Origin of the sequence: Roseibium sp. Sym1 (assembly GCF_027359675.1) — a bacterium.
Taxonomy (GTDB): Bacteria; Pseudomonadota; Alphaproteobacteria; order Rhizobiales; family Stappiaceae; genus Roseibium.
The window spans coordinates 3866684-3893410 of sequence record NZ_CP114786.1; the positions used below are offsets into that span (position 1 = coordinate 3866684).

Here is a 26727-nt window from a genome sequence, read left to right on the forward strand (position 1 = left end):
AAGGCCTGACCGCGCGCGCAACAAAAGCGTTTGGTTTCAATTCGGCGGCGTTTCGAGATCGGTTTTGAGCCGGTCGAGCAAATTGACGGCATTTTCCGCGTAGTCGCCGATCCAGCGATCATGAATTTTCTTGATCGGCAGGGCGTTGAGATGATTCCAGCGCTCGCGGCCCTTGCGCTGGACGATGATCAGGTCCGCCGCCTCCAGCACCTTCATGTGCTGCATCACCGTGCAGCGGTCGAGATCGGGAAAGGCCGCGCACAGCGCACCGGTGGTTTGCGGCGCATCCTTCAGAAGATCGAGCAGGCGCCGCCGCCGGCCATCGGCCAGCGCCTTGAAAATCCTGTCCGAATCGTCCGTGCTTGACATGTTATATTTTTATAACATTAAATGCGTCCAGGCAAGAAGCAGCGAAAGTGCCAGGTCATGAGCGATCCGGAGATCCGGCTGGAGAGGACGAGCAAGGCGCCGGTGGACCGGCTTTGGGAGACACTCGTCCGGCCGGCGCTGTGGTGGGGAGAGGACGTGCTTCTGGAGCCGCGCCCCGGTGGTTTGTTTCACGAGCCCTGGCGCGATGTGGAGGGGCAGCATCACACACGCGGCAAGGTGCTTGAGATCGAACCGCCGCGGCTGCTGCGCCTGAGCTGGCGCGACGATGACTGGGACTTCGGGACGCAGGTGCGCTTCTCGCTGTCCGGGAAGGGGGAAGGCAGCCGGATCCTGATGTGCCATTCGGGCTGGCAGGCGGCACCGGAGCCCCGTCAGGCCGGACTTCTGGACGATCATCGCGGCGGCTGGAACCATCATCTCGGCAATCTGGTCGCCTGCGCCGAGCAACGATCCTCAACACTGAAAGACGAGGTAGGGGCATGACCAGGCCATCATTCCGGATCGCGGGCCGGATCGCGAAGCCGGTCTCCGAAGTGTTCGAGGCCGTCGTCAATCCGGACAGGCTGTCGGCCTATTTCACCACCGGCGGCGCGGACGGACGGCTGGAGACCGGCGTCACCGTTCACTGGGACTTTGCCGACTTTCCCGGAAGGTTCCCCGTCAGGGTCGCGCGGGTCGAAAAGGACAGGGAAATCGTTCTCAGCTGGGCCGCCCATGAAGCGGGCGAGGTGAGCTCCACCGGCAAGATGCCGGAGGCGGCGGGGTACGACACCACCGTCACGATGACGTTCGAAGCGCTCGAGGACGGCCGCACGCTGGTGACCATCAGCGAAGAGGGCTGGCGCGAGACCCCGGGCGCGGTGAAGGCCTCCTACGGCAATTGCGAAGGCTGGACCCAGATGCTCTGCGCCCTGAAGGCTTGGCTGGAGCACGGCGTGAACCTGCGCGAGGGGTTTTACCGGTAGGGCGGTCTGTGCTTGCTGCACACTCGGACCTCATCCAGAGGAGCCGCGTCAGCACCCCCCCCCCCCCCCCCCCCCCCCCCCGGCGTCATCCCGGACGCAGCGCAGCGGAGATCCGGGATCCACTCGTTCGCAGAGCCGTTGGAAAGGGCAAGGCTGCGCGGACAGGCATTGCCCCTTGCGCCCGCTTCGCTGGTGGACATGTGGATTGGGTCCCGGCTCAGGGCCGGGATGACCGTGGTGGGGAGGCGATGGGGAGCCTTGAAGATTGGAGGGCTGGTCGGCTGATCCCTCAGGCTGTGCCGGTAGGTGTGGCGGCCAGGTCCTCTAACCGCCCGGCCAGATCCCGAAGGACCGCGTCATCATAGCCGAGCCCGAGATCCCGGCGCAGGAACCGCGTCAGCTCTTCTGCGTCCCGGATCTGCCACTCGCGGGCCTCGCCGTCCCCCACCAGCCGCGCGCGTCCGTCCAGGAAACTGAAGAAGCCTTCCTCCGTCAGCCGGTAGAATTTCAGGCTCCGGGCGAAGGGCATTTTCGGCGAAGCCGCGCACAGGAAATTGGCGCCCTCGATATCGGCGCGGCGCACGTCCACCCGGTCGAAGCCATAGAGCGGAAACCAGCGGTCCGCCGTCAGGCGCTCCAGCACATGTTCGCCGGAGGCGGCCTCGAAGCGGATGCGGTAGCTCTGGTCGCGGATCGGCTGGGGCTCTTGCGAGACCCGGACCGGTTCGGCCGGCGCCTGGCCGCCGAAGCCGGCATCGACCAGCCACTCGGCGCCGTCCAAAGTCACGACAAAGGCGAGGTGAGACCGGGCGCCGCCTTCCGCCGCGCCCTGGCGCACGCGGGCGAGCACCTGGCGCGCGGAAAACCCGAGAGCTTCCAGTGCTTCGCCAAGCAGCGAATTCAGCTCGAAACAGTAGCCGCCGCAACGCTCAACGACGAGTTTCCGCCAGAGACTGTCCGCGCCAAGCTCCGGCACCTGGCCCAGGAACGGCAGCACGTTCTCGAACGGGATCGCGCTGATCTGCGCTGCCTGAACCGACCTCAGGCCATCAAGATCGGCAGAGCAGGTTTCAAGGCCGATGCGCGTGAGATAGGCGGGGAGGTCGAAAGGCATGGACGGCTCCTGAAAGGCTGGGAACGCTTGATGTAGGACGGAGCAGAGGTGTTGCCAAGGATGCCTGCCACACTCCGGCGTCATCAACTCATTGCGCTCATTTCGTCTCTGATTTTTGCATTTAGGATGACGATGATCTTTCTCATGAGTGCGGAGATGGCTACGATAGGCTTCTTTCCGTTTTCAATAAGCCTTTGATAGAAGGCACTTAACGGTCCTTTTGCTCGCGATCCAGCCAGTGCGGCCATAAAGACGCCTTTGCGAACTTCGGGTCGTCCTCCCCGCATTTTGCGGTAGCCTTTTAGGGTTCCGCTGTCTCTGGGGTGCGGCGCCAGCCCCGCGAGGGAAGCAGCCTGCCTTCGGGTTAGGGTACCCAGCTCTGGCATCGTTGCGAGCAAGGCAATGGCTGTCCGTTCCCCCACACCAGGCAAAGAACAGCAGATCTGCATGCGTCGTGACAGGGTCTGGGAGGAGGCGATCAGGTCTTCGATCTCCTCGTCGATCCGGTCGATTTGCCTCTGCACACAGGCAATGACGGTCTTGAACGATCTCACAAGTCTCCTGTTGTTGGCAGGGGCCTTCAAGCGATTGGTCTCGGCTATCTTGATCGCCATGAGCCCCTCCCGCCGGCTTACCAACGCAGCCAGCTCCCCTTGTGCCTCGTCTTTGGGTTGGAGCAGCGGGAGCTGTTTCCAGCGTTCTTCGCCATATTGAGCAAGTGCCTTGGCATCGATGGCATCGGTTTTTGCCAGCCGGCCGAAAGACTTAATGAACGCCTGGACCTTCAGGGTGTCGGCCCGGTGGCAGGCAACGCCTTGCGCTATCAGCTCACTCACCAGGAGAGCCTCGTGTCCGCCAGTGGGCTCGCACACAACCAGTGCGTCCGGACCAAAAGAGGCGACCAGTTTGGCGATCGCGTCCCGATTGTTGTCGATACTCGTCAGTCTCTGCTGTGTCTGATCAAAGACCACCAAAGTGTCTTTGGAAACATCAATACCGACCACATGGGACGGTGCACATTCAAGAACGCTCATGAAGATGGTATCCTGTTCATGCTTCGGATTGTTTGCGGGCGTGCGACCAGCGGCCCATCCAACTCTCCAAGCGGGAAAAGGAAGCGACAGAGAACCTTGATGACAACGGGTGAAAACCCTATCCCGGCTCGGTCGTCTGTCACTGGTCTCCCGGAATTGCAGTCCGGGAGACCAACCCCACTATAAAACCTCTTCAGACAAACAATCCCGGACGCAGCGCAGCGGAGATCCGGGACCCACTCGTTTGCAGAGCCGTGCGAAGGGGCAAGGCTGTGCGGGCAGGCACTGCCTCTTGCGCCCGCTTCTCTGGTGGACATGTGGATTGGGTCCCGGCTCAAGGCCGGGATGACGGTGGAGGGGGAGGCGGTGCCACAAATGCAGGCGCGGCCGCTTGCCTTGAAGAAGAAGGTAGAGTGTGTACCCCGAAAAGCTCACCACACACCACAGCGTCATCCTGAGGAGCCGCGTGAGCGGCGTCTCGAAGGAGCGGCAACTTGCCTCCGGAACCAAGCGGCGGATCCTTCGAGACGGGCCTGTCGGCCCTCCTCAGGATGACGCTGAACTTGTGGCCGTGCCAAACGCAAAGAAGGCGGCGAACGTAAAAAAAGACCCGCCGCATCCCTGCGGCGGGTCTTTCAAAACGTCACAGGTGAGGGACTTAAAGCCCCTCCGGCCCGCGCTGCACGGCGGCGACGCCGGTGCGGGAGACCTCGACCAGGCCGAGCGGTTTCATGATCGAGATGAACTGCTCGATCTTGGAGGTGCGGCCGGTGATCTCGAAGACGAAATGCTCGGTGGTGGCGTCGATTACCGTGGTGCGGAAGGCATCCGCCAGGCGCAGGGCCTCCAGGCGCTTCTCGCCGGTGCCGGCGACCTTCACCAGGGCCAGTTCCCGCTCCAGCGGCTTGTCCTGGTTGATGCGCTTGGCGCGGACCGTCAGGTCGGTCACCCGGTGCACCGGCACCAGGCGGTCGAGCTGGTGGCGGATCTGCTCGATGATCATCGGCGTGCCGGTGGTCACGATGGTGATCCGCGACAGGTGCTTCTCGTGCTCGGTCTCCGACACGGTCAGGCTGTCGATGTTGTAGCCGCGGCCCGAAAACAGGCCGATGACGCGGGCGAGCACGCCCGGTTCGTTGTCGACGAGAAGCGATAGCGTGTGGGTTTCGATTTCATTGCTGACTTCGGCCAGGAAATAGGCGGAAGGCGCATCAACATTCTGGGCGTTCATGACTTTTCTATCCTTGTGCCTGGCGCTTAAACGAGGGATTTGCCTTCGGCGCTGATCGCGTTGGCGACCGCCTCGTCATTGGCTTCGTCCGGCAGCAGCATTTCATTGTGGGCCTTGCCCGACGGGATCATCGGGAAACAGTTGGCGAGATTGGCGACGCGGCAGTCGAACAGGACCGGCTTGTCGACGGCGATCATCTCCTCGATGGCGCCGTCCAGGTCGCCCGGCTTCTCCACCCGGAAACCGACACCGCCATAGGCCTCGGCCAGCTTGACGAAGTCCGGCAGGCTGTCGGTGTAGGAATGGGACAGGCGGTTGCCGTGCAGCAGCTGCTGCCACTGGCGCACCATGCCCATGTACTGGTTGTTCAGGATGAACACCTTGACCGGCAGGCCGAACTGAACGGCCGTCGACATTTCCTGGATGTTCATCAGGATCGAGGCATCGCCGGCAATGTCGACGCACAGGGCGTCGCGGTGCGCGGTCTGGGCGCCGATCGCCGCCGGCAGGCCGTAGCCCATCGTGCCGAGGCCGCCCGAGGTCAGCCAGCGGTTCGGCTCCTCGAAGCCGTAGAACTGGGCCGCCCACATCTGGTGCTGACCGACTTCCGTGGAGATGAAGGTCTTGCGGTGCTTGGTCAGTTCGTAGAGCCGCTGGATCGCGTATTGCGGCATGATGATGTCGTCATTGGGCTTGTAGGCCAGCGAGTTGCGCGCGCGCCACTTGTCGATCTGCTGCCACCAGGCCTTCATCGCGCTGTCATCCGCCTTCTTGGAGGACGAGCGCCAGATCCGGACCAGGTCCTCCAGCACATGGCCGACATCGCCGATGATCGGCAGGTCGACATTGATGGTCTTGTTGATCGACGACGGGTCGATGTCGATATGGATCTTGCGCGAGCCCGGCGAGAAGGCGTCGGTGCGGCCGGTGATGCGGTCGTCGAAGCGGGCGCCGATACAGACCATCAGGTCGCAGTCATGCATGGCCATGTTGGCTTCATAGGTGCCGTGCATGCCCAGCATGCCCAGCCAGTTGTCGCCGGAGGCCGGGTAGGCGCCGAGGCCCATCAGCGTGGACGTGATCGGAAAGCCGGTCAGCGAGACCAGTTCGCGCAGCAGCTGGCAGGCCTGGGTGCCGGAATTGATCACGCCGCCGCCGGTATAGAGTACCGGCTTCTTGGCGGCGGCCATCAGTTCGACGGCCTGGCGGATGCCGGGGGCATCGCCCTTCAACTGCGGGCGGTAGCTCTTGTGAGCGGAGGCCGGGTTCGGCGTCGGGCCCTGGTAGGTGCCGGTGGCGAACTGGACGTCCTTCGGGATGTCGACAACGACCGGGCCCGGACGGCCGGAGGTGGCGACATAGAAGGCCTCGTGCAGCACGCGTGCCAGATCGTCGACGTCGCGCACCAGCCAGTTGTGCTTGGTGCAGGGGCGGGTGATGCCGACCGTGTCGCATTCCTGGAAGGCGTCGTTGCCGATCAGGTGCGTCGGCACCTGGCCGGAAATGCAGACCAGCGGGATCGAATCCAGCATTGCGTCGGTCAGCGCGGTGACCATGTTGGTCGCGCCGGGGCCGGAGGTGACCAGGGCGACGCCCGGCTTGCCGGTGGAGCGGGCATAGCCCTCGGCCGCGTGGCCGGCGCCCTGTTCGTGGCGCACGAGAATGTGTTCCAGACCGTCCTGCTGAATGATCTCGTCGTAAATGGGAAGCACAGCACCGCCCGGGTAGCCGAAGATCGTGTCAACTCCCTGGTCTTTCAGCGCCTGGATGACCATTTCGGCGCCGGTCATTTCCCGTGTCATTCTTTTCGTCCTTGCAGTTCGCCTGGAGTGTCAGGCTTGGCTCTCGTCATTTGGTATCGGCCCGGCGTCTGCGGCGTCAAAGATCCGGCTCGCGAGGTGTGAAGCGGTGTCAGGTGGCGGGTACAAAAAAAGGCCCCTCAGGGAGCCTTGGTCGCGCGCCAGCTGGTCCGAACGGGATCATCCCGCCGCGGAGGCGCGCTTTCCTACTACGATTAGAATGAGCGACATCGACATGTCGTCCCGGTCCTTTGATGCTGCAGGCCGAAAGGCCCTGGACGTGTGATGGGATCTCCCCGCAGTTCCCTGTCTAAAGCGCTGCCGGCAAGGTGTTGATCCTGCTGCAGCTTCCCTCGGGACCGGCACAGGCCCGTCACATCCGTCCGGGCTTGATGCGGCGCACCCTAGTGAGGCCTCCCGGACCGGTCAAGCCTTAATTTCATTTATTGCGCAAAACATTGCCGATGTTTCTGAAAGTTACGTGAGGCGCGTTGCATTTGTGCAATCGTTCCGCACAGGTCTCTTCACCGAAGACATGCGTTAACCGCATGGCCGTCTTGAGAAAAATTTGTCACAAAACCCATTGCACCAGGCAAGGGAGCGGTATATACACCCGCAATCCGGCGCGCCGCTGATCTTAAGCGGTCAATCGCTGTTGATGGGTGTGTAGCTCAGTTGGTAGAGCAGCTGACTCTTAATCAGCGGGTCTGGGGTTCGAGCCCCCACTCACCCACCATTTTCCCTTCTTGAAACTCAAACGGTAACTCATCGCAAAGATGCGTTTGGCTCCGCTGCGTGTTCAGCCGTGTGAGACCGCCTGCCCCGGCACCAGACTCGGCAGGATCTCCTGAAAGGCCTCGTCCTGAAGCCGTGTGCCGTCTTCTCCGAGCGCGTCCAGAAGCAGCCAGTCGTCCTTGCCGGTTGCGGCGAGGCAGAGCGTGGCCGCCGGGGCGCCGTCGAAATGGTAGAAATAAAGGTCTCCGGCGAGGACATCGGCGAGGTACCGGTCGATGCCGTTGCGCATGCGCCGGCTTTCCTGGCTGAGGGCTGCCGCGGTCTCCAGCGGGGTCAGCAGGGGCGATGGCGGGATGGGCGGGGCCGGGAAGCCGCGGCTGCGGCTGGCCAGCGTGGTCCAGTGCGCCAGCCACCATTGCAGCGCCTGGGGCGCGGTGACCTGGCGAAGGCTTCTCAGGGCCGCCGGGCGCTCCGACGCCGTCAGATTGCGCAAGCCGGCATTGATCGTCGCGATCAGCCGGGGCAGGGCGACGCCCTTGTCGATCAGGGAATGGACATCGGTCCTCTCCGTCCAGCCGGTGTCGGACAGGATGGCGCGGGTCAGCTTGTCCTCGAGCCGGCAAAGGGCGTCGGAGGACGGCGACCCGGTGCCCTGGGCGACCACCGACTTGATCGCGCCTTCGTCCAGGAGGCGGGTGCCCGGCGGGAACCGCTCCAGGCTCGCCAGGAGGGCGGGCGCGGGCTGTTTGCCGAGAAAGCGGTGCAGGACGAATTCCCTTGTCGAGAGGGTGAGGAATTCGGCGAAATTCTGCCGCGACCTCGGCGCCGTCCGTCCGGCGGCGCAGAACAGCTCGAGGGTCAGGGACAGGGTGCCGAGCCGTCCGAGCGCCGTCTGGCGGTGCACCAGCTTCCACAGGTCGCCGGAGCGCCGGAAGAGATCGAGCAGCAGCCATTGCTGGGCGCCGAAGGGGGCGGCAAGGCGGGTGAGCAAACGCGGCAGCGTGGCCAGATAGTCGTCGATGGCGGCTTCCGCACCCGGGCCGGCGGCAATGCCGGTTCCAAGCGTGCGCGGATGATGGGCAAGCACACTCCTGTCGCCCGCAACGCGCCCGTAATCGGGCGCATCCAGCACGGGCCAGTCCGGCAGAATGTCCTGCGCTTCACGGTGCTGGCGGCGCAGGGTGCAGGCAAAGGGACGGTCCCAGTAGGCATAGACGACGGCGTCGCTTCCCGAGCGTTCGCTCAGGCCTTCGCCGGTCCATTCATAGCTTGCATAGGTGGGCGGCAGGGAGCGCTCCGGTTGCTCGTCCAGAGCCAGCTGCCGCTGGCCCGCCATCTTGTCCCGCGTTGCCATCGCATCCTCTCAAAGCGGAAATACAACAGCTCAACCCTGCGCTTCACCCGTGACAGCAGCAACTTGGCCAGGCGATTCCTTTGACGATATGCACAGGCCACCGGGGAGGTCGGCAAGAATTGCCGGGTGGGGCGTGGAGGAATGCGGTGAGGACATGCGGCACACCTTGGTGTCACCCCGGGCAAGCGAAGCGTGACCCGGGGCCCACTCATTTCCAGAGCCTTGGCGTGAGGGCACCCCCTTGACGAAGCGAGCCATGCTTTGACAAGCGGATCCGCGAGTGGGTCCCGGATCTCCGCTGCGCTGCGTCCGGGATTGTTTGTCTGAAGAGGTTTTATAGTGGGGTTGGTCTCCCGGACTGCAATTCCGGGAGACCAGTGACAGACGACCGAGCCGGGATAGGGTTTTCACCCGTTGTCATCAAGGTTCTCTGTCGCTTCCTTTTCCCGCTTGGAGAGTTGGATGGGCCGCTGGTCGCACGCCCGCAAACAATCCGAAGCATGAACAGGATACCATCTTCATGAGCGTTCTTGAATGTGCACCGTCCCATGTGGTCGGTATTGATGTTTCCAAAGACACTTTGGTGGTCTTTGATCAGACACAGCAGAGACTGACGAGTATCGACAACAATCGGGACGCGATCGCCAAACTGGTCGCCTCTTTTGGTCCGGACGCACTGGTTGTGTGCGAGCCCACTGGCGGACACGAGGCTCTCCTGGTGAGTGAGCTGATAGCGCAAGGCGTTGCCTGCCACCGGGCCGACACCCTGAAGGTCCAGGCGTTCATTAAGTCTTTCGGCCGGCTGGCAAAAACCGATGCCATCGATGCCAAGGCACTTGCTCAATATGGCGAAGAACGCTGGAAACAGCTCCCGCTGCTCCAACCCAAAGACGAGGCACAAGGGGAGCTGGCTGCGTTGGTAAGCCGGCGGGAGGGGCTCATGGCGATCAAGATAGCCGAGACCAATCGCTTGAAGGCCCCTGCCAACAACAGGAGACTTGTGAGATCGTTCAAGACCGTCATTGCCTGTGTGCAGAGGCAAATCGACCGGATCGACGAGGAGATCGAAGACCTGATCGCCTCCTCCCAGACCCTGTCACGACGCATGCAGATCTGCTGTTCTTTGCCTGGTGTGGGGGAACGGACAGCCATTGCCTTGCTCGCAACGATGCCAGAGCTGGGTACCCTAACCCGAAGGCAGGCTGCTTCCCTCGCGGGGCTGGCGCCGCACCCCAGAGACAGCGGAACCCTAAAAGGCTACCGCAAAATGCGGGGAGGACGACCCGAAGTTCGCAAAGGCGTCTTTATGGCCGCACTGGCTGGATCGCGAGCAAAAGGACCGTTAAGTGCCTTCTATCAAAGGCTTATTGAAAACGGAAAGAAGCCTATCGTAGCCATCTCCGCACTCATGAGAAAGATCATCGTCATCCTAAATGCAAAAATCAGAGACGAAATGAGCGCAATGAGTTGATGACATCGAAGGAGGGGACGCAGGCAGAAAGGTGAACGATCTTACCCGGGCCGGCCTTTCTTTTTGCACTGCAATATAGAACTGTGGCACTAATACCGGGGAGTGCTGATCCTGGCCCGTCCGATGCGCGTTTCCGCCGCTCATGACGGTACGCCTTGCCGGCGGGTCACGATCAACGCTCCTGGAATTCAGGACCGGACAAACAGGATTGCCGCCATGACCATCGACCGCCAGACGCTGCGCAAATTTCTGCTTCAGGAAGAGGAGAAGCACGGCCTGGGGCAGGACATGATGCTCCTGATCGAGGACATCGCGACGTCCTGCCGGATCATCGCCCACCAGATCCGCAACGGGCCCTTTCTCGATATCCTGGGGGCGGCGGAAACGGAAAACATCCAGGGCGAGACCCAGAAGCAGCTCGATGTGATCGCCAATGACATCTTCCTCAGCCACTGCTCCAACTGCGCCCGTGTCGCCGCGCTGGTGTCGGAGGAGATCGACAACGTCATCTGGCTGAAGGACGCGCCGAAGAAGGGCGACTACCTGGTCTATTTCGATCCCCTGGACGGCTCCTCGAACCTGAATGTCAACCTGTCGGTGGGGTCGATCTTCTCGGTGGTCGAGCTGGACGAGGACATTACCGACCTTTCCAACGACGTGGTGCTGTTCAAGGGCGCGAGGCAGATCTGCGCGGGTTACGCGCTCTACGGTCCGTCGACCTCGCTGATCCTGTCGACCGGCCAGGGCGTCAACGGTTTCACCCACAAGATCGGGTCCGGGGAATTCCTGTTGACCTTCCCGGACATGAGGCTGCCGCAAGAAACCAGCGAGTTCGCCATCAACGCGTCGCGCTTCGGCAGCTGGGACGCGCCGATCCGGCGTTATATCGAAGAGTGCATCGCGGGTGAAAACGGTGTGCGCGGCAGGAGTTTCAACATGCGCTGGACTGCCTCGATGGTGGCCGAGGTGCACCGGATCCTGATGCGGGGCGGCGTGTTTTTATATCCCAAGGACGCGGACAATGCCCATATGGGCGGCAAGCTGCGCCTGCTTTACGAGGCCAATCCTATGGGCTTCATCATCGAACAGGCCGGCGGCCGGGCCTCGACCGGGACGGCGCGCATTCTCGATGTGCAGCCGACGGGGCACCACCAAAGGATCTCGGTCATCCTGGGCTCAAAATCCGAGGTCGAGCTGATCGACAGCTACCATGCCGAAGCCGGGGCCTGAACCGCGCCTCATGCGGATGTCCAGCTGACGATGGCCTCGAAACCGTCGGTGTGGCCGCTGCGCGGCGACTTGAGCTCGACCGTGCCGCCGGTCTGCTCGGCGATGGTCGTGACCAGCGCCAGGCCTAGGCCGGTGCCGCGCGCGGATGTCTCTCCCCTCACGAATTTGCGGCCAAGTCCGTGCAGGGTCTCCCGCGCGACGACCGGGCCTGAATTGGCGATGGAGAGGCGCTTGTCCGGTCCGGCCGTGACGGTGATCGCGGGGTCCGGCCCTCCGTGCCCGCGGGCATTTTGCAGAAGATTTGTGACCAGGATGCTGAACGCATCCGGGTTGATCTCAAGGGTCAGGTCGGCCGACGGCTTCAGGTCGAGCGCGCAGTCTCCCGCCTCCCGCAGCAGCAGCTTCAAAACCGGCATCATGTCCGTGCGGGTGCCGGCACGCGCAAAGCCGGCCTCCAGCCGGGCCAGCTGAAGCAGTTTTTCAGACAGGGCGGCAAGCTTTTTCAGCGCGTCCTCGACCGATTGCGCGCGGGCGTCCTGAGGCAGGTCGCCGAGTTCTTCCCTGAGCTGCTGCACCTGGGCGAGCGCGCCGGCGATCGGCGTGCGCAGCTCATGGGCGCTCATGGCGGAAAAGGCCCGTTCGGCGTCAAGCGCGGCACGCAGGCGCGCCAGCAGGCTGGCGATTTCCTCGGCGATCGGCGCCAGTTCCTTCGGGTGGTCGCCGCCGGGAATGTCGGCAAGGTTCTTCTCGCCGCGTTCGGCGATCTGCCGGCGCAGTCTGCCGACCGGACGCATGGCGATCCGGACCGTCGCCCAGATGCCGAAACCGATCAGCGGAAGCAGCGCGGCCAGCGGCAGCAGCAGGGCACCGGCCGCCCTCAGAAGCACGTCCTGCCGGTGATCTCCCGTTTCCACCAGGATAATGCTGAAGCCCTTGCGTTCGTCGGGCAGGGACAGGGCGCGCTGACCGTCGATTTCGAAAAATCCCCGCGGCACGGGCGAGGGGAAGGCGCTTTCCGGCGGCAGATCTCCCGCGGCCAGGCGGGTGCGGCCGCGGCGGTCGCGGATCAGATATCCGAAATTCGCGCCGTCACCACCTTCCAGCCCCGGAATCCTGTATTCGTCCGGTGCCTCGTCTTCCTCCAGCTCATGGAGGTCGTGGACTGCCAGCGGCAGCAGGCGCAAGGCGCTCTGGTAGAGCGCCTCGTCGAAGGTTTCCGTCAGTTCGGCCTTCAGCACGACGATGGCGATGGCGGCGGCACCGAGCCACAGAAGCAAGGTCGACCCGCCCAGCAGAAACGAGAGCCGCCAGGTGATGGAAAGGGGCGTCTTCATGCGTCCGCCTTGTAGCCGAGGCCGCGCACGGTTGTGATCGCCCCGGCGCCGATCTTCTTGCGCAGGCGGCTGACATAGACTTCCACCGTGTTGCTCTCCACCTCGGCGCCGAACGCATAGAGGCTTTCCTCGATGTCCGGCTTGGAGACGATGCTGCCCCTGTGGCGCAGGAGCCGCTCGAGCACGGCCCATTCGCGCGCGGTCAGGTCGACCGGCCTGCCACCGCGCTCCGCCCGTTTGCGGGTGAGATCAACGGTGACGTCCCCGATCCGAACTTCCGGATTGGGCGTGCCGGCATAGCGGCGGGCAACGGCGGAAAGCCTTGCGCGCAGTTCGGCAAGGTCGAACGGTTTGACCAGGTAGTCGTCCGCGCCGCTGTCGAGGCCCTCGATGCGCATGGCCACCTGGTCCTGGGCGGTCACGACGATCACCGGCACTTCGTTGCCGGTCTTGCGGAGCGTTTTCAGGAAGGTCAGGCCCAGCCCGTCGGGCAGGTTCAGGTCGAGCAGCAGCAATTCATACGGCACGGCATCGATGGCAAGCGAAGCCTCGTCGAGGCGTGTCACCCAGTCGACGCCATGGCCCTGCATGACAACGTGGTCCCGGATCGCCTCGCCCAGTATGGCATCGTCCTCAATCAGCAAGACCCGCAATCCGTCCTCCAGACTAAAATTTGCCAGGGAGTTGCCTGACCCGGAACCCCGGGCCGGATACATGAGACTGAATCCTGACACCGGAACCCGACACTGAAACCTGACACTGAAACCTGACACTGGGCTGAACGGATTTTCCGATTCCCTTCAGGTGCCTGACAGCTTGCTCCCGTTTCCTTGTCGCGTCTAACGCAACGAGGATCAACTCGCCATGAAGAATTTAGCTTGCGCGCTGCTGCTTTCGACCGCGCTGATCGCGCCGGGGGCCGCGATGGCAAAGGACGTGACCGTCACCGTGGACATGAAGGACTACCGGGGACCGGGCGCCTATCTCGCCGTCTATCTGGTCGACGGGGCCGGCCGGTATCGGCAGACCCTCTGGGTGGCCGGCGGCAAGTCCAAATATTACCGCCACCTCAAGGGCTGGGCCCGGGGCATTTCGAGCGCGGGCGGCGCGATCGACGGTCTTACGGGTGCCAGCGTCGGCAGCGGCCGCACCCTGACAGTACGGGCCAATGTTGCCGATGCCCTGATCGATGCCGGCTACCAGGTGGTGGTCGATGCCTCCGTCGAGGACTGGGGCGACAAGCCGCGCGACGCGGCGGTGCCCCTTGCCCCCGGCGCGAGCGCGGGCGGCTCGGGTTTTGTCCGCACGCTTTCGGTAAAGATGTAGGATCGGAGCACTGCGATGCTGAGATCCCTGCACTCCTGGCCCACCCTTGTTGCGGGTGTCCTGGTCACGGTCATGGCCGTCACCGGCAGTGTCCTGTCACTGGAACCCGTGCTCACCCGCCTGACATCGCCGGCATCAGGCGCTGCGCCGACGCAGACCGTGGCTGGACTTGTCTCCGGCGTGGCCGCGCATTTTGCCGAACCGCAGCGGATCGTGCAGAAGGCGGACGGTGCGGTCGTGGTCTATCATGCCGGCGGAACCGGGATCTCTGCCGATCTGGTTGACCCGCAAACCGGCGCCAGTCTCGGACCCTACGCGCCTTCGCCGTTCTTCCTGACAGTGACGGAGCTGCATCGCTCGTTTCTTGCCGGCGAGACGGGCCGGTTGGCGAGTGGAACCGGAGCTGCCGTGATGCTCCTGCTTGCTGCCGGTGGTGTGTTGCTGCTGGCCAGGCGCTGCGGCGGCTGGCATCGCCTCTTGACGGCGCCGCAGGGAAGCCTTGCGCAGCGCCTTCATGTGCATGCGGGACGGCTCGCGATTGCCGGGATCGGCCTTCTCGCCGTTTCCGGCGTCTACATGTCGCTGACCACTTTCGGCGTGATCGGGGCATCGCAGGAAGACGGTTTCTTCGCCTTCCCTCAGTCCTCCGGCGGTCCGGCCATGGTCGTGGGCGACATGCCGGCCTTGCAAGACCTTCCGGTGACCGGCCTGCGGGAGCTGACCTTTCCGGCGCAAGGCGACCCCCTTGACGTCTTTTCCCTGACAATTGCCGACGGATCGGGCTGGATCGATCAGGGCACGGGCAGGTCCATGGACTTTACCGCAAACACGCTCGCGCAAGATCTCTATCAACTGGCTTTCACGCTGCACGCGGGCCAGGGATCCTGGGCGTATGCGCTGTTTCTCGGCCTGTCCGGGCTCGCCGTGCCGGTCCTCTTCGTTTCCGGCCTGGCCTCCTGGACCGTGCGCGTGCGAGGAGGCACCCGGATCGCCGGCAATGATCCGGCCGGACACGCCGATACCGTGATCCTCGTCGGCAGCGAAGGCAATTCCACCTGGGGCTTTGCGAGAAGCCTTCACGCTTCGCTGAAAGCCGAGGGGCTGTGCGTCCATACAGCTGCCATGAACGATCTTGCCAGGAACTATCCGAAAGCCAGGTGGCTGATCGTGCTGGCGGCGACCTATGGCGACGGCGACGCACCGGTTTCCGCGACCGGGTTCCAGTCCCGGTTGGCGAATTTCGAAGCCGGGCCGGCGCTTGGCTTCTCTGTCGTCGGCTTCGGCGACCGCGGTTTTGCCGCCTATTGCGCCTACGCAGGGCAGGTGGAGCGGGACCTGAAGGCGAGGGGACTGCGCCCGCTTCTGGAGATGGCAACCGTCGACCGGCAATCCGCACAGGATTTTGCCGCGTGGAGCCGTGCCTTCGGCGCGGTGGCCGGCATCGACCTGGAGGTTGAGCACAGGACGGAACTGCCCGAGCTGACAACCTGGGAATGCCTCGGCCGCAAGGACTACGGACAGGCGTACCAGACGCCAAAAAGCGTTCTGCGCTTCCGTCCCGCCGCAGGCGGCCGGGGGCAGCGGAAAATTCCGGAATACAAGGCAGGCGATCTGATCGGCATTCTGCCGAAGGGCTCGGACGTGCCGCGCTTTTATTCGCTTGCCTCCGGTTCACCCGACGGCTTTCTGGAAATCGCCGTCAGCAAACAGCCGGGGGGGCTCTGTTCCGGCCAATTGTGCAACCTCGAGCCCGGTGACCGGATCTCCGGTTTCATCAGGCCGAACCCGCGTTTCCACCTTCCGCGCGGCAAGGCTCCCGTGATCCTGGTCGGCGCCGGTACCGGCGTGGCACCCCTGGTCGGCATGGCGCGCGGCAACCGCCCGTCGAGACCGGTCTATCTGTTTGCGGGCAACCGCGATCCGGACAGCGACCTTCTGTACCGGGACGAAATCGCGGAATTGGTCAGGACCGGCAGGCTGCACAAGGCCCGGTTCAGCTTTTCCCGGGTGCCGGGCGGCGCCTATGTGCAGGAGTGTGTGCGCGCGGATGCCGGGGAGCTTCGGCGGGCCGTTCTGAGCGGCGCACGTGTCATGATTTGCGGCGGCAGGGACATGGCCGAGGGTGTTCGCGATGCCTTTGGCGAGGTGCTTGCGCCGCTGGGCCTTTCCGTCAACGCGTTGCGGGCCGAGGGCCGCTATCTGGAGGACGTCTTCTGATGCATATCGAACTTGCAGCCGCCACACCGGTCTCGACCAGTTTGCCGGACCGGCATGTCGTGAACGGGGCGACGATGGGAACGCGCTACGGCGTGGTGTTCTATTCGGATCTTCCGGTTGAACAGGCGGCGCTTCGGGCAGACCTGCAGGCCGCCGTCGACCGGGTGGATCTGCAAATGTCGCCGTGGCAACGGGATTCGATCCTGTGCCGGTTCAACCGGGAACCGCCCGGCACCTGGGTCGACCTGCCGGACGAAACCTATGAGGTGGTTCACGCCGCACTCAGGATCTGCGTGGAAAGCGACGGTGCCTTCGATCCGTTTGTCGGCGAGCTGGTGGCCGCCTGGGGCTTCGGCCCCGACCGGCAAACCGTCGACACGGCGATGGCCGCCCGCCTGAAGGAGACCTGGCAGCACCAAAGGCGCGAGGTTGAACTGGACCGGAACGGCAGGCGCCTCAGGCGTTTGTCCGAAGGCCAGCTCGACCTGTGCGGCATCGCAAAGGGTTACGGCGCCGATTGCCTGAGCCGGGTGATGTCCCGCTGGGGGCTATGCGACCACCTGGTCTCCATTGATGGCGAGCTGCGCGCCTCGGGTTGCAAGCCCGGTGGTGCGCCGTGGTCCGTGGCGCTGGAGCGCCCGGAGAGGGACGTTCGAAGCGAAGCCTTCACGCTTGCACTCGCCAGCGCGGGGGTGGCGACCTCGGGCAATTACCGGAAGGTCCGCAACGCTTCGGGAACGATGGTGTCGCACACCATGCATCCGCAGCACGGCGTGCCGGTGGACAACGGACTTCTGTCGGTGTCCGTTCTGTCCGGGAGCTGCATGGAAGCGGATGCCTGGGCAACCGCGCTGATGGTCATGGGACCGGATCAGGGGCTGGCCAAGGCAAGGGATTGCGGTCTTGACGCCATTTTTCTGAACCGCAAGCCGTCGGGCGGGATCGCGATGTCTGCCTCTCGGCCGGAGCTCCTGCCCGAAAGCATGCGGTGACGCTGGCGCCGGGGAAGAGTCTCGTCAGCCCGAGACCTCGTCCTTGGCCGGCCGCCTGAGATCCTGCTTTCGCGCAGCCGCATCCAGTCCCCTGATCTCGGAAGAGGCGGCGATATCGCCCGATGTCGCGAAGCGCTCATGGTTCTGCGCCACCTTGCCGAGGTCATAAAGGTAGTTGACCATCATGCCGGCCGACTGGACCCTGCCTTTTTCGGACGTGTCGGCCTCGGCATGGACCGCGTGCACCTGGGCGCCGTTGCCCAGATGGAAACGCGCCACCGGATCCAGCGGCTGGCCGTCCGAACGCTTGGCAGACACGAGGTAATGGGCCGCGAGCTGGCGCAGCCGCTTCTCGTCGGCCTCGGCAAAGGCAATATCCTCGGCAACCAGCCACTTGGTCAGACCCGGGATCGGTGACAGGGTGACGAAGGTCTTCAGGCCCGGCAATTCCCTGGAAAGGTCCGCGGCAACCTGCTTGATCAGGGAATTGCCGAAGGAAATACCCGCCAGGCCTTCCTGGCAGTTCGAGATCGAATAGAACACCGCGGTCCTGGCCTTCTCCGCGGTGATCGGCTCCCGGTCCTCGGCCAGGAGGGCCTGGATCGAGCCGGGGACCTCGGCTGTCAGGGCCACCTCGACGAAGATCAGCGGCTCGTCCGGCATGGATGGGTGGAAGAAGGCAAAGCAGCGGCGGTCGCCCGGCACCAACCGGCGGCGCAGGTCGTCCCAGCTGGCGATCTCGTGAACCGCCTCGTAGGCAATGATCTTCTCCAGGATGTGGGCCGGGCTTTCCCAACTGATCGGCCGCAGCACGAGAAAGCCGCGGTTGAACCAGGACAGGAACAGGTGACGGAAGTCCTGGTCGAGCGCCTGCAACGCATTGTCGCCGGCGCCGAGCCTCAAGAGGTCGGCGCGCATGCGCACCAGCATTTCGGTCGCGCCCGGGATCTGGTTGAGCCGCCGGATCAGCTCCTGCCGGTCCGGTTCGACCGCTGCCATGAAGGCGCGGTAGGACTGCTTGCTCGGATCGGCCTCATAGGCCGCCAGCGTCGCGCGGACCTTGTCCGGGTCGATGTTCATGCCGCCGGCCAGATGCCGGAAGAAGGCCAGTTTGCCGTCGTCGTCCATCTCCTGGTAGCGCTGCAGGATGCTGGTGGCGACCGACAGGCCGGTGATTTCGCCGGCCGCGCTCACCAAGGCACTGATCAGGTCCTCCATCGGCCGGGTGTCTTGCCGGCCCGGGGAAAAGGTGAGGGGGCGGCGCTCGAAGATGGTCGACAGCAGATCACCGAAAATGGACATGGAACTCTCCGGGACGGTCGTTGGACTTGCCTGAGTTTCTCCTGTGAACATAAGGGCTGAGAGTCGCTCCCCCAATTGTCCAAAGGAGGGAGAGGCCCCTCGGCGGCAGTGGCATTTCAAGCTGCCGGATTTTCTTCCCGCCTCGTTCAGACCGGCTTCGAGCAGCCGGAGGGAAACGAAATACTTAAAATTGTATCTTCTGCATAATTATGAAGTTATGGTTGTGGTTCTGACATTCTGACCTTGGGAGGCTGGGATGAAGTCGCTTCTGAATCGGGATCAGTACAACCGGGCAACGTTGCCCCTCAAACACGCACTGAACAGGCTGAATCAGGCAGCGCGGGCAAAACCCAGCCTGGAAATCGTCGCGGAACCGGGTGCTGTGTTCCGGGACGACGGCAAGGTTGTTGTGAGAAACCCGCGCTACGACCCCTTGCTCAATCCGGGAACACAACAGCAGATCTCGAGCTACACAAATCAATGTGTACAGACCTATACCAGCGCTCGCGCGGGCGACTGGGCGGAGCAAATGCAGGACCACATCAGGTCCACATATTCGAGAGCAACGCCGACGGACGACGCAATCCGGATGGTTGACACCTGGCTGAGGAAGGCGATCGACCACGGCTATCCGGTCTACGATGCCCAGATACGCGAGCTCCTGTGCAGCTTTATCCTTCACATGAGAACAGACGGATACGCAGACGAGGATACAACCGGCACGCAAATGGGCGAATTCCGGGGAGAGTGGCGCGGCGGCGGTTTCGGTACGGTCTGAAGCATCGGGGGCGCCACTCAGGCGGCCCGGCTTTCATCCTGCTGCTCGAGCGGTCCCTTTTTCAGCGAACGGAAGAAGGCGGCAACTGCGTCTGTGAGCTGACCGGCATTGGCGTTCATGGACTGCGCCGAGTCCAAAACGGTCTTCGACGCGGCCTGGGTGGTTGCAGCGTTTTCGGAAACGCCCCCGACTATGCCGGAAACCTTCTCCGTGCATTTGACCGTGTGGGCCACATTTTCCCGGATGGCCTGCGTCGCCTCGGCCTGTTTGGCGGAAACCGTGGAGATCATGCCCGTGATTTCCTCGATCTCCGCGATGGTCCTGGACACGGTGTCGAAAGAGCGGGCGGTTTCCTGGCTGGCGCTGTCGACCTCTTCCAGGGACTGGGTGATTTCCTGGGTGGCCTTGGCGGTCTGCGTGGCCAGTTCCTTGACTTCGGCGGCAACGACGGCAAAACCCTTGCCCATTTCACCGGCGCGGGCCGCCTCGATCGTGGCGTTGAGGGCCAGAAGGTTGGTCTGGTCGGCTATGGACGAGATCAGGCTGATGATTTCGCCGATGGCTTCCGCGGAGGTGCGCAAGGAGTTGGCCTTGTCCTGACCCTGGGCGACCTGGGCAACGGCGGCCCGGGCGATTTCCAGGGAGCGTTCGATCTGGCCGCTGATCTCCGCCGTCGTCTCACTGAGGTGATCGGCCGCCTCCGCAGCCGCGTTGACCTTGTCGGAGGTTTCGCATGCCGCGTCCGCAATGTCGGTGACAACCCGGGCGTTGGAAACCGCGCAGGTTTCCATGTCGCCGGCGGTTCCGGTCATGCTGCCGGCCGAAGTCATCAGGCTCTGCGCGATCTGGCCGATCTGGCTTTCGAAGGAGTCCGTCGACTGGCGGAAGGCACCGACGCGGCCTTTGATCGTCTCGATGGCATCGTTCATGATGCCTGCGTTCTGGAGATAGCTGCCGTTGAGGCCGCCCGGCTGGATGCGGCGGTAATACTGGTTGTTCTGAATGGCCGTCATCGATGCGGCTGCCTCGCGCAGGAAGGCGTCCGTCCGGTCGATCATGTGGTTCATGGCGATCATCAGGTCACGGATTTCGCCCTGATGGACATAGTCCCTGGCCCTGGCCTCGAAGTCGCCCCAGCCGACACTGCTGCAAACCTCGGTGGCCGCGGTGAGCCCCTGTCTTGCGCGGTGCACGGCGATCAGGACAAAGATCGCACCGAGGACGGTGAGGGAACAAAGCAGTGAAGCGGCGAGTGTCCAGCCGGCGAGCCCGGCAAGACCCGCTCCCGCGCCCGCCAGACCGACCAGGGCCGCGCCCAGGGCAGCGTTATAGAGTGTGAATGAGCTCGTCATAACCCATGCCTTTTGACTGAAGGATCGATACCAGCTGGTCGTGGCCGGCCTGCATGCCCGTCTTGCGGTTGTCCGCCGTCTGCTCCGTCTTCAGAAGCTGGGCGTAGAGCGGGATGATCACGTCGTCGACGACCCGCCGGTTGGGAACACGGCGATTGGAGTGATAGCCGATGATCTTTCCTGTGCCGTCATAACTCGGTGTCACATGGGCAAGGACCCAGTAATGGTCGCCGTTGGCGGACATGTTGATCACATAGGCGAAGATCTCGCCGCCTGCCTCGATCGTGTCCCAGAGCAGCTTGAACACGCAGCGCGGCATGTCCGGATGGCGGATGAGACTGTGCGGTGCGTTTTCCAGTTCCTTGCCGGTAAAACCGGCAATGTCACGGAAGATATTGTTGGCGTAGGTGATGCGTCCACGCGTGTCGGTCTTCGAGACAATCAGGTCCCGTTCGGAGAAGAACCGCTCCACCCCCGTGGGGGCGACTTTGTAATGTGTCATCCTGCTGGTGCCCGCTCGGAATCGGTATCGTGGGCAGAAGCTAACCGCCTGAACTTAATTATCCATAAAGCATGTAAAGATACTTATACTCTAATGCTCTGACATATAAGCATTTTTACTGATTTTTGACGCGCGTTTCCAAAATGCTGACGGATCTGCCGCATTTCAGCCCGTGCCGGTGCCGCTTTAGTGTCTCGCGGTGACGGGATCCGAGAAACTGCGGACTTTGCAGTCCGGGACCTGTGGCTGTATAGAGGGCGCCAATTGACCGGATCATGATCACGACGCGTCCGTGCGCCTGGTCACAGCCGGTTGTTTGCCCGGAAAAGAAAAGCCAGATGAACGAATTTCTCGTTGCCGCCCTCTATCTGTTCACGCCGCTCGATGACTTCGACGCGCTGCGCGATCCGCTCAAGGCCTATTGTGAGGCGCGCGATGTAAGGGGCAGCCTGCTGCTGGCCTCGGAGGGCATCAACGGCACCATCTGCGGCCCGGAAGCGGGCGTGCGCGAGGTTCTGGCGCATTTGCGCAGCGATCCGCGGCTGAAAGACCTGACACACAAGGAGGCCTGGACCCACCGCCATGTGTTCAAGCGCATGAAGGTCCGCCTTAAGCAGGAAATCGTACGGCTCGCCGTCGACGGTATCGATCCGAACGAGATTGTCGGCGAATATGTCAAGCCGGAGGACTGGAACGCCCTGATCGCCGATCCGGATGTCGTCGTGATCGACACGCGCAACGATTATGAATTCGCCTTCGGCACGTTCGAGCGGGCACTGAACCCCGAGACCCAGTCCTTCCGGGAATTCCCGGACTGGGTCGAAGGCCAGGAGACCCTGAAGACGAAGCCCAAGGTGGCGATGTTCTGCACCGGCGGCATCCGCTGCGAGAAGGCCACGGCCTGGATGCTGAAACAGGGCTTTAAGGATGTCTATCACCTGGAGGGCGGCATCCTGAACTACCTGGAAAAGGTGCCGGAAGGCGAGAGCCTGTGGAAGGGCGAGTGTTTCGTCTTCGACGACCGTGTGTCCGTCGACCATCAGTTGCAGCCGCGCTGGGGCGCCTGGATCCCGGAAGAGGCCCGCCACATCATCAACGAGGACACGGATTACGAGACAGGTGCACGGGCCGATGACGATGTCGAGGCACCGTCGAGGGCCGGTTGATCCCGCACGCGTCCCGATCCGGCACGGCAATCGTTAACGATTGTTAACTTTTTCCCTTTAACCCCCTGGAGAACTTTCCTAAGGTCAGGAGTGCAGTGCATTTTTCTGCGCCAGACTGGGGGAAAGTCGATGCGTCACAGGTTCTGGAGCGCGGCCGCCGCGCTGGTTCTTACACCGGTTCTTGCCTCTTCCGCCGTCGCCGGCGGCCGGGCCCTGTCCTGTTACGAACAGGCGACCGTTCCCGCCGTCTACAGGACGGTTCACCAGAAGGTGCTGGTTCAGCCGGCTTCCAGCTACGTGGTGCAGAAGCCCGCCGTCTATGGCTATCAGAAACGCCGGGTGCTGGTGCAGCCCGAAAGGGTCAGCTATCGAACCAGCCCGGCGGTCTACCAGACACGACAGAGCCGCGTCCTGGTGCAGCCGGCCAGCGTCGGCTGGGAGTACCGGGTGATCAAGGGCCGCAAGATCCTGTGCAAGGTGCAGAATCCGGCCGTCTACAAGACTGTCAGCCAACAGGTGCTGGTCCAGCCGGCCTCGAAGGTGGCCGTCCGCCAGCCGGCCATTTACAGCACGGTCAATGAGAAGGTTCTGGTCCAGCCCGCTTCCAGTTACCGGGTGCAGAAACCGGCCGTCTACACGACGGTCAGCCGCCAGGTCCTGGTCCAGCCGGCGCAGCAGGTCTGGAAACCGGTCCGGGTACGCGGTTGCCGTTACTAGGACTGTGGATCAAAAGACGGTTGAATGAGACGACCAGCGAGGGCTGAAACATGATTTGCACACTGGTGGCGTCGTCGATCCTGCTGAGTGTCGAGGGTGGCTCCATGGCGGTCCTGATACCGGAAAACCAGTCGGTCCGGATCTACAACGAACAGTCCGCAGACGGTGAACACGCCGTCGTACACCTTTTCGGGGAGACCAAGATACAGGTACCCGGAGTGATGGCGGAACAGATCGTCGAGGCACTCAGACGCTGCCGCCGCGCAGGGGAATGATAGAACGCCAACCGGTCTTTGGACCGTACACAACGTCGCCTGTCACCAGCGTTCGCTTGCCCGTGCGAGTTCCGTTGCCAGAAAATCAACGAAAGCTCTTACTTTCGGGGCGAGATTGCGCCTGGAGCTGTAGACCGCAAAGACGCTGATGTCGAAAGCGTTGTAGTCCGCCAGAACCGTTTCGAGCCGGCCGTCCTCGCGTTCGTCCGCGATCATGTAACCCGGACAAAGCGCAATGCCGCAGCCTGCCAGGGCATTGTCCCTGACCGCCCTTGCGCTGTTGACCGACAGGGGCCCCTTGACGGGGACAGACAGCTTTTTGGGCCCGTCGCGAAACGGCCAGGCCCTGGGATTGCTGAAATTCGTGTCGATGACACAGGGATGCTGCGCCAGGTCGACGGGATGATCCGGACGCCCGTGGGTGTCCAGGTACTCCGGCGTTGCGCAGAGATGAATCGGCGCGGCAGCGAGCTTTCGGGCGATCAGCGCGGAACTCGGCAGATCGGCGATGCGAACCGCCATGTCGAAGCCTTCCTCGACGATGTCGACGTGACGATCGGTCAGGCTGAGATCGATTTCGACGTCCGGATAGCGCTGCACGAAGACAGGCAGAAGCGGCGCGATGTACATTTCCCCGAAAGTCGTCGGAGCCGTGGCAACGAGCCGTCCGCGCGGTGCGGCAAGCTGGTTCTGCATCAGCGATTCAAGATCCAGGACATCCTCGAGGATCGGCTGGCACCGGTCGTAGAACAGCCGGCCGGCCTCGGTCAGGCTCAGGCTTCTCGTGGTGCGGTTGAGCAGGCGCGTTCCGAGATGGTTCTCAAGTGCCTGGACCTTCTTGCTGGTCAGCGTTTTCGAACTCGCCAGTTTCTCGGCGGCCCGGGTGAAAGACCCGCTGTCCACCACGGCGGCGAAGGCGCGCATGCTGTCGATCAGATTCATATTGTATCCTTTTTTGATACAAAGCGTGCTCGATACGAATATTTATCGGCATATTTTCATCAATTATATCGTCAGGACAACCTTGTTCCGAATGATGGAGATTGAAATGATCGATACCAGGACCGCCCCTTATGCAGCGCTCGTGCTGCGTGTTTCCCTCGCCCTGCTGTTCCTGGCCCATGCGGGGCTCAAGATTTTCGTGTTCACGCCGGCCGGGACAGCCGGGTTCTTCCAGTCCCTCGGGCTGCCGGGTTTCCTGGCCTATCTGACCATCTTTGCCGAAGTGGCCGGTGCGCTGCTTTTGTTGGCAGGGGTATTCGTTCGCGCCGTCAGCCTCGTGCTCCTGCCCGTTCTCATCGGGGCGATCGTGTTTGTTCACGCCCAGAACGGCTGGTTGTTTTCAAATGACAACGGCGGTTGGGAGTTCCCCGCGTTCTGGGCAGTGGCCCTCGGTGTTCAGGCACTTCTCGGCAGCGGCGCCTATGCATTGCGCCTTGGCGGCACAGAAGCGGCCCGGCTGCAGCCGACGGCCTGAACCGGCGCTTGTCCCACCGAGAAACCCAATTGATTGTGAGCGGAGAACGACATGCTGATCGATGGCAAGTGGAGTGCCGACTGGCATCCTTTTCAGAAGTCCGACGAAAACGGCCGTTTTGTCCGGCAGGCCTCCAGTTTCCGGAACTGGATCACGCCAACCGGTGAGCCGGGGCCGGAAGGCCAGCCGGGCGAAAAGGCGGAGGCGGGGCGCTATCACCTGTTCGTCAACTACATTTGCCCCTGGGCGGGGCGGACACTGATTGCACGGTCCCTGAAGAAGCTGGAGGACATCGTCTCGGTTTCGGTCCTGGAGCCGGTTCTCAGTTCCGAGGGATGGCGGTTCGGCACTTTTCCCGGAGCCTCCGGGCCGGACACTGAAACCGGCGCGCAGTATCTGCATCAGATCTATACGAAGGCGGATCCGGGATATTCCGGACGGGCGTCCGTCCCCGTGCTCTGGGACAGGAAAAGGCAGACCATCGTCAACAACGAATCGGCCGATATCCTGCGCATCTTCGACAAGGGCTTCGAAAGCCTGACGGGCGAGGGGCCGAGCTTGCGGCCCGATGCCCTGCGTCCGGAGATCGCGGCGCTCAATCAGCTTCTTTATGAGGGGCTCAACAACGGCGTCTACAAGGCGGGATTTGCCAAAAGCCAGTCCGCCTACGAGGAAGCGGTGGTTGACGTGTTCGCGACACTGGATGCGCTTGAAACGCGGCTGTCGGACGGGCGGCCCTATCTGACCGGCAACGAGATCGTTGAAAGCGATATCAGGCTGTTCGTGACGCTTGCCCGCTTCGATCTCGCCTATGTCGATCTCTTCAAGTGCAATCTCAAGACGATCCGGGAACATGTGTTCCTGAGCCGCTATCTCGAGAGGTTGTATGGGCATCCGGCCTTTGGCGGATCGGTGCATCCCGATCACATCAAGGCCGGATATTATTCGATCAAGGCGCTCAACCCCGGTGGACTGGTTCCCATGGGACCGCTGCATCCTTTCGGGCAAACTGCGGTCCCGCACACGTCCCGTCTCGACAGATCAGCCGCCTGAGGACCCGAACCGGTAGGTCTTGAGGCCTTTCCGGCCATGTCCTTCCACCAGGAACAGCCCGCCGGACAGCGTGTCCGGCTCGACCGCGGTCGGGTCGGACGGCTGCTTGATGCTGGTGACCACCAGGTGATCGAGCTCCGGACCGCAGAAACAGGGCATGGTCGGCTTGTCGACGGGAAGCTTGATGGCGTGAAGCAGGTTGCCGTCCTCGCTGAAGCAGTTCAGCACACCGGCCGACACGCCGGCGCTCCAGTAATTGCCGTCCGTGTCGACAGCGGCCCCGTCCGGGCGTCCGGTCGCGTTGGTCTGCTGGGCGAAGAGCATCTTGGAGCCGAGCGCTCCGGTCGCGGGATCGAAGGCGTAATACTCGATCCAGCCGGGCGAGGTGTCGGAATGGTACATGTAGGTTCCGTCCGGCGTCCAGGCGAGGCCGTTGGAACACTGCAGCTCGTCGCGGATCTCCGCGACCTCGCCGCTGGCATCGACGCGGTAGAGACCGGCAATCGGTTCGCGCGGCGAACTGGTGTCCATGGTGCCCACCCAGAAGGCACCGTCCGGACCGACCTTGCCGTCATTGAGACGGGTGCGCGGCTCGTCCGCCTGGACTTCGGCAAGGACCTCGCTTGTTTCCGTCGCCGGATCGAACAGCAGGATCCTGTCCCAGACACTGACGATCAGCCGGTCGTCGTCCGTCAGTCCGAAAGAGCCGACCTCGTTGTCGAAATGCCAGGTGGTGATGTCGCGGGTTTGCCAGTCCATCGACTGAATGGTGCGGCCCTGGATGTCGGCCCACAGCAGGCGGTTCTTTCTGTCATCCCAGGTCGGGCATTCGGCAAGCTGGTAGGTCGTGTCGAGAAAGCGGGTGATCGTGTGGGTCACCGGACGTGATTCCTTGAAAAGCCAATCCTTTGAA

General features: G+C 63.0%; 26 protein-coding genes and 1 tRNA gene. 14 read left to right on the forward strand and 13 right to left on the reverse strand.

Features of this window, described 5'->3' with window-relative positions; translation table 11 throughout:
* Nucleotides 1-36: 36 nt before the first annotated feature.
* Nucleotides 37-369, reverse strand: a complete 333-nt coding sequence (locus O6760_RS17555; RefSeq protein ID WP_269581010.1) for an ArsR/SmtB family transcription factor — start codon at nt 367-369, stop codon at nt 37-39.
* Between the two features lie 57 nt (nt 370-426).
* Here O6760_RS17555 and O6760_RS17560 point away from each other — a divergent pair, with 57 nt between their 5' ends.
* Both O6760_RS17560 and O6760_RS17565 read left to right on the forward strand, forming a co-directional pair.
* Nucleotides 427-873, forward strand: coding sequence for an SRPBCC family protein (locus tag O6760_RS17560; RefSeq protein WP_269581011.1), 447 nt, complete (start codon nt 427-429; stop codon nt 871-873).
* Nucleotides 870-1355 carry an SRPBCC family protein gene (locus O6760_RS17565; RefSeq protein WP_269581012.1) on the forward strand — a complete coding sequence of 162 codons (486 nt, stop codon included), beginning with the start codon at nt 870-872 and terminating at the stop codon, nt 1353-1355. The genes O6760_RS17560 and O6760_RS17565 overlap by 4 nt, the downstream gene beginning before the upstream one ends.
* Nucleotides 1356-1644: 289 nt before the next feature.
* On the opposite strand, the gene O6760_RS17570 is transcribed toward O6760_RS17565, so the two are convergent.
* From O6760_RS17570 to O6760_RS17585, 4 genes are all read right to left on the reverse strand, one after another.
* Nucleotides 1645-2469, reverse strand: coding sequence for an arylamine N-acetyltransferase family protein (locus O6760_RS17570; RefSeq protein ID WP_269581013.1), 825 nt, complete (start codon nt 2467-2469; stop codon nt 1645-1647).
* A gap of 83 nt (nt 2470-2552) precedes the next feature.
* Nucleotides 2553-3503: an IS110 family transposase gene (locus tag O6760_RS17575; RefSeq protein ID WP_269580683.1), complete on the reverse strand. Its 951-nt coding sequence runs from the start codon at nt 3501-3503 to the stop codon at nt 2553-2555.
* A gap of 658 nt (nt 3504-4161) precedes the next feature.
* Nucleotides 4162-4734, reverse strand: a complete 573-nt coding sequence (ilvN, locus tag O6760_RS17580; protein ID WP_248157397.1) for an acetolactate synthase small subunit — start codon at nt 4732-4734, stop codon at nt 4162-4164.
* A 26-nt stretch (nt 4735-4760) separates the two neighbouring features.
* Nucleotides 4761-6536, reverse strand: a complete 1776-nt coding sequence (locus tag O6760_RS17585; RefSeq protein ID WP_269581014.1) for an acetolactate synthase 3 large subunit — start codon at nt 6534-6536, stop codon at nt 4761-4763.
* 657 nt (nt 6537-7193) lie between these two features.
* Between O6760_RS17585 and O6760_RS17590 the strand changes: the two genes are divergently transcribed.
* Nucleotides 7194-7269: transfer RNA gene (locus O6760_RS17590), tRNA-Lys, on the forward strand.
* A 63-nt stretch (nt 7270-7332) separates the two neighbouring features.
* Here O6760_RS17590 and O6760_RS17595 read toward each other — a convergent pair.
* Nucleotides 7333-8622, reverse strand: coding sequence for a hypothetical protein (locus tag O6760_RS17595; RefSeq protein WP_269581015.1), 1290 nt, complete (start codon nt 8620-8622; stop codon nt 7333-7335).
* 520 nt (nt 8623-9142) lie between these two features.
* Between O6760_RS17595 and O6760_RS17600 the strand changes: the two genes are divergently transcribed.
* Nucleotides 9143-10093 (forward strand): IS110 family transposase, encoded by a 951-nt coding sequence (locus O6760_RS17600; protein ID WP_269580683.1) that lies wholly within the window; start codon nt 9143-9145, stop codon nt 10091-10093.
* A 216-nt stretch (nt 10094-10309) separates the two neighbouring features.
* A complete protein-coding gene (locus O6760_RS17605) occupies nt 10310-11323 on the forward strand; it encodes a class 1 fructose-bisphosphatase (protein ID WP_269581016.1) in 1014 nt (337 codons plus the stop codon).
* Nucleotides 11324-11331: 8 nt separating this feature from the next.
* Here O6760_RS17605 and O6760_RS17610 read toward each other — a convergent pair whose 3' ends face one another.
* Complete coding sequence (locus O6760_RS17610; RefSeq protein ID WP_269581017.1) at nt 11332-12657, reverse strand: sensor histidine kinase; 1326 nt, start codon at nt 12655-12657, stop codon at nt 11332-11334.
* The gene (locus tag O6760_RS17615) at nt 12654-13310 is read right to left on the reverse strand and encodes a response regulator (protein WP_269581018.1); all 657 of its coding nucleotides are present in this window, start codon (nt 13308-13310) and stop codon (nt 12654-12656) included. Before O6760_RS17615 ends, O6760_RS17610 begins: the two co-directional genes overlap by 4 nt.
* Before the next feature lie 211 nt (nt 13311-13521).
* On the opposite strand from O6760_RS17615, the gene O6760_RS17620 reads away from it, so the two are divergent.
* From O6760_RS17620 to O6760_RS17630, 3 genes are read left to right on the forward strand one after another with little or no spacing between them, the layout of a single operon-like run.
* Nucleotides 13522-13983 (forward strand): DUF2271 domain-containing protein, encoded by a 462-nt coding sequence (locus O6760_RS17620; RefSeq protein WP_269581019.1) that lies wholly within the window; start codon nt 13522-13524, stop codon nt 13981-13983.
* Between the two features lie 15 nt (nt 13984-13998).
* The gene (locus O6760_RS17625; protein WP_269581020.1) at nt 13999-16200 is read left to right on the forward strand and encodes a PepSY domain-containing protein; all 2202 of its coding nucleotides are present in this window, start codon (nt 13999-14001) and stop codon (nt 16198-16200) included.
* Nucleotides 16200-17192, forward strand: a complete 993-nt coding sequence (locus tag O6760_RS17630) for an FAD:protein FMN transferase (RefSeq protein WP_269581021.1) — start codon at nt 16200-16202, stop codon at nt 17190-17192. The genes O6760_RS17625 and O6760_RS17630 overlap by 1 nt, the downstream gene beginning before the upstream one ends.
* Before the next feature lie 24 nt (nt 17193-17216).
* Here O6760_RS17630 and O6760_RS17635 read toward each other — a convergent pair whose 3' ends face one another.
* The gene (locus O6760_RS17635) at nt 17217-18494 is read right to left on the reverse strand and encodes a malonyl-CoA decarboxylase (RefSeq protein ID WP_269581022.1); all 1278 of its coding nucleotides are present in this window, start codon (nt 18492-18494) and stop codon (nt 17217-17219) included.
* Between the two features lie 256 nt (nt 18495-18750).
* Here O6760_RS17635 and O6760_RS17640 point away from each other — a divergent pair, with 256 nt between their 5' ends.
* Entirely contained in the window at nt 18751-19272 is a 522-nt protein-coding gene (locus O6760_RS17640) for a hypothetical protein (RefSeq protein WP_269581023.1), read from the forward strand.
* A 17-nt stretch (nt 19273-19289) separates the two neighbouring features.
* Here the strand turns inward: O6760_RS17640 and O6760_RS17645 are convergent, their stop codons facing one another.
* Both O6760_RS17645 and O6760_RS17650 read right to left on the reverse strand, forming a co-directional pair.
* Complete coding sequence (locus O6760_RS17645; RefSeq protein ID WP_269581024.1) at nt 19290-20624, reverse strand: methyl-accepting chemotaxis protein; 1335 nt, start codon at nt 20622-20624, stop codon at nt 19290-19292.
* Nucleotides 20599-21126, reverse strand: a complete 528-nt coding sequence (locus O6760_RS17650) for a PAS domain-containing protein (RefSeq protein WP_269581025.1) — start codon at nt 21124-21126, stop codon at nt 20599-20601. The genes O6760_RS17645 and O6760_RS17650 overlap by 26 nt, the downstream gene beginning before the upstream one ends.
* A 338-nt stretch (nt 21127-21464) precedes the next feature.
* Here O6760_RS17650 and trhO point away from each other — a divergent pair, with 338 nt between their 5' ends.
* From trhO to O6760_RS17665, 3 genes are all read left to right on the forward strand, one after another.
* Nucleotides 21465-22292, forward strand: a complete 828-nt coding sequence (gene trhO, locus O6760_RS17655; protein WP_269581026.1) for an oxygen-dependent tRNA uridine(34) hydroxylase TrhO — start codon at nt 21465-21467, stop codon at nt 22290-22292.
* A 129-nt stretch (nt 22293-22421) separates the two neighbouring features.
* Complete coding sequence (locus O6760_RS17660; protein WP_269581027.1) at nt 22422-23009, forward strand: hypothetical protein; 588 nt, start codon at nt 22422-22424, stop codon at nt 23007-23009.
* A gap of 50 nt (nt 23010-23059) precedes the next feature.
* Nucleotides 23060-23284: a hypothetical protein gene (locus tag O6760_RS17665; RefSeq protein WP_269581028.1), complete on the forward strand. Its 225-nt coding sequence runs from the start codon at nt 23060-23062 to the stop codon at nt 23282-23284.
* Nucleotides 23285-23326: 42 nt separating this feature from the next.
* Here the strand turns inward: O6760_RS17665 and O6760_RS17670 are convergent, their stop codons facing one another.
* Nucleotides 23327-24226, reverse strand: a complete 900-nt coding sequence (locus O6760_RS17670) for a LysR family transcriptional regulator (protein ID WP_269581029.1) — start codon at nt 24224-24226, stop codon at nt 23327-23329.
* A gap of 106 nt (nt 24227-24332) precedes the next feature.
* Between O6760_RS17670 and O6760_RS17675 the strand changes: the two genes are divergently transcribed.
* The gene (locus tag O6760_RS17675) at nt 24333-24761 is read left to right on the forward strand and encodes a DoxX family protein (RefSeq protein WP_269586297.1); all 429 of its coding nucleotides are present in this window, start codon (nt 24333-24335) and stop codon (nt 24759-24761) included.
* 51 nt (nt 24762-24812) lie between these two features.
* A complete protein-coding gene (locus O6760_RS17680) occupies nt 24813-25814 on the forward strand; it encodes a glutathione S-transferase family protein (protein ID WP_269581030.1) in 1002 nt (333 codons plus the stop codon).
* Here O6760_RS17680 and O6760_RS17685 read toward each other — a convergent pair.
* Nucleotides 25803-26693 carry an SMP-30/gluconolactonase/LRE family protein gene (locus O6760_RS17685; RefSeq protein WP_269581031.1) on the reverse strand — a complete coding sequence of 297 codons (891 nt, stop codon included), beginning with the start codon at nt 26691-26693 and terminating at the stop codon, nt 25803-25805. The two genes, O6760_RS17680 and O6760_RS17685, sit on opposite strands and share 12 nt — an antisense overlap.
* Nucleotides 26694-26727: the final 34 nt, after the last annotated feature.

Excerpts from the sequence above, each read along its gene's own strand:
- O6760_RS17555 (WP_269581010.1), bottom strand. The coding sequence starts at position 369 with ATGTCAAGCACGGACGATTCGGACAGGATTTTCAAGGCGCTGGCCGAT.
- O6760_RS17560 (WP_269581011.1), top strand. The coding sequence starts at position 427 with ATGAGCGATCCGGAGATCCGGCTGGAGAGGACGAGCAAGGCGCCGGTG.
- O6760_RS17565 (WP_269581012.1), top strand. The coding sequence starts at position 870 with ATGACCAGGCCATCATTCCGGATCGCGGGCCGGATCGCGAAGCCGGTC.
- O6760_RS17570 (WP_269581013.1), bottom strand. The coding sequence starts at position 2,469 with ATGCCTTTCGACCTCCCCGCCTATCTCACGCGCATCGGCCTTGAAACC.
- O6760_RS17575 (WP_269580683.1), bottom strand. The coding sequence starts at position 3,503 with ATGAGCGTTCTTGAATGTGCACCGTCCCATGTGGTCGGTATTGATGTT.
- ilvN (WP_248157397.1), bottom strand. The coding sequence starts at position 4,734 with ATGAACGCCCAGAATGTTGATGCGCCTTCCGCCTATTTCCTGGCCGAA.
- O6760_RS17585 (WP_269581014.1), bottom strand. The coding sequence starts at position 6,536 with ATGACACGGGAAATGACCGGCGCCGAAATGGTCATCCAGGCGCTGAAA.
- O6760_RS17595 (WP_269581015.1), bottom strand. The coding sequence starts at position 8,622 with ATGGCAACGCGGGACAAGATGGCGGGCCAGCGGCAGCTGGCTCTGGAC.
- O6760_RS17600 (WP_269580683.1), top strand. The coding sequence starts at position 9,143 with ATGAGCGTTCTTGAATGTGCACCGTCCCATGTGGTCGGTATTGATGTT.
- O6760_RS17605 (WP_269581016.1), top strand. The coding sequence starts at position 10,310 with ATGACCATCGACCGCCAGACGCTGCGCAAATTTCTGCTTCAGGAAGAG.
- O6760_RS17610 (WP_269581017.1), bottom strand. The coding sequence starts at position 12,657 with ATGAAGACGCCCCTTTCCATCACCTGGCGGCTCTCGTTTCTGCTGGGC.
- O6760_RS17620 (WP_269581019.1), top strand. The coding sequence starts at position 13,522 with ATGAAGAATTTAGCTTGCGCGCTGCTGCTTTCGACCGCGCTGATCGCG.
- O6760_RS17625 (WP_269581020.1), top strand. The coding sequence starts at position 13,999 with ATGCTGAGATCCCTGCACTCCTGGCCCACCCTTGTTGCGGGTGTCCTG.
- O6760_RS17630 (WP_269581021.1), top strand. The coding sequence starts at position 16,200 with ATGCATATCGAACTTGCAGCCGCCACACCGGTCTCGACCAGTTTGCCG.
- O6760_RS17635 (WP_269581022.1), bottom strand. The coding sequence starts at position 18,494 with ATGTCCATTTTCGGTGATCTGCTGTCGACCATCTTCGAGCGCCGCCCC.
- O6760_RS17640 (WP_269581023.1), top strand. The coding sequence starts at position 18,751 with ATGAAGTCGCTTCTGAATCGGGATCAGTACAACCGGGCAACGTTGCCC.
- O6760_RS17645 (WP_269581024.1), bottom strand. The coding sequence starts at position 20,624 with ATGACGAGCTCATTCACACTCTATAACGCTGCCCTGGGCGCGGCCCTG.
- O6760_RS17650 (WP_269581025.1), bottom strand. The coding sequence starts at position 21,126 with ATGACACATTACAAAGTCGCCCCCACGGGGGTGGAGCGGTTCTTCTCC.
- trhO (WP_269581026.1), top strand. The coding sequence starts at position 21,465 with ATGAACGAATTTCTCGTTGCCGCCCTCTATCTGTTCACGCCGCTCGAT.
- O6760_RS17660 (WP_269581027.1), top strand. The coding sequence starts at position 22,422 with ATGCGTCACAGGTTCTGGAGCGCGGCCGCCGCGCTGGTTCTTACACCG.
- O6760_RS17665 (WP_269581028.1), top strand. The coding sequence starts at position 23,060 with ATGATTTGCACACTGGTGGCGTCGTCGATCCTGCTGAGTGTCGAGGGT.
- O6760_RS17670 (WP_269581029.1), bottom strand. The coding sequence starts at position 24,226 with ATGAATCTGATCGACAGCATGCGCGCCTTCGCCGCCGTGGTGGACAGC.
- O6760_RS17675 (WP_269586297.1), top strand. The coding sequence starts at position 24,333 with ATGATCGATACCAGGACCGCCCCTTATGCAGCGCTCGTGCTGCGTGTT.
- O6760_RS17680 (WP_269581030.1), top strand. The coding sequence starts at position 24,813 with ATGCTGATCGATGGCAAGTGGAGTGCCGACTGGCATCCTTTTCAGAAG.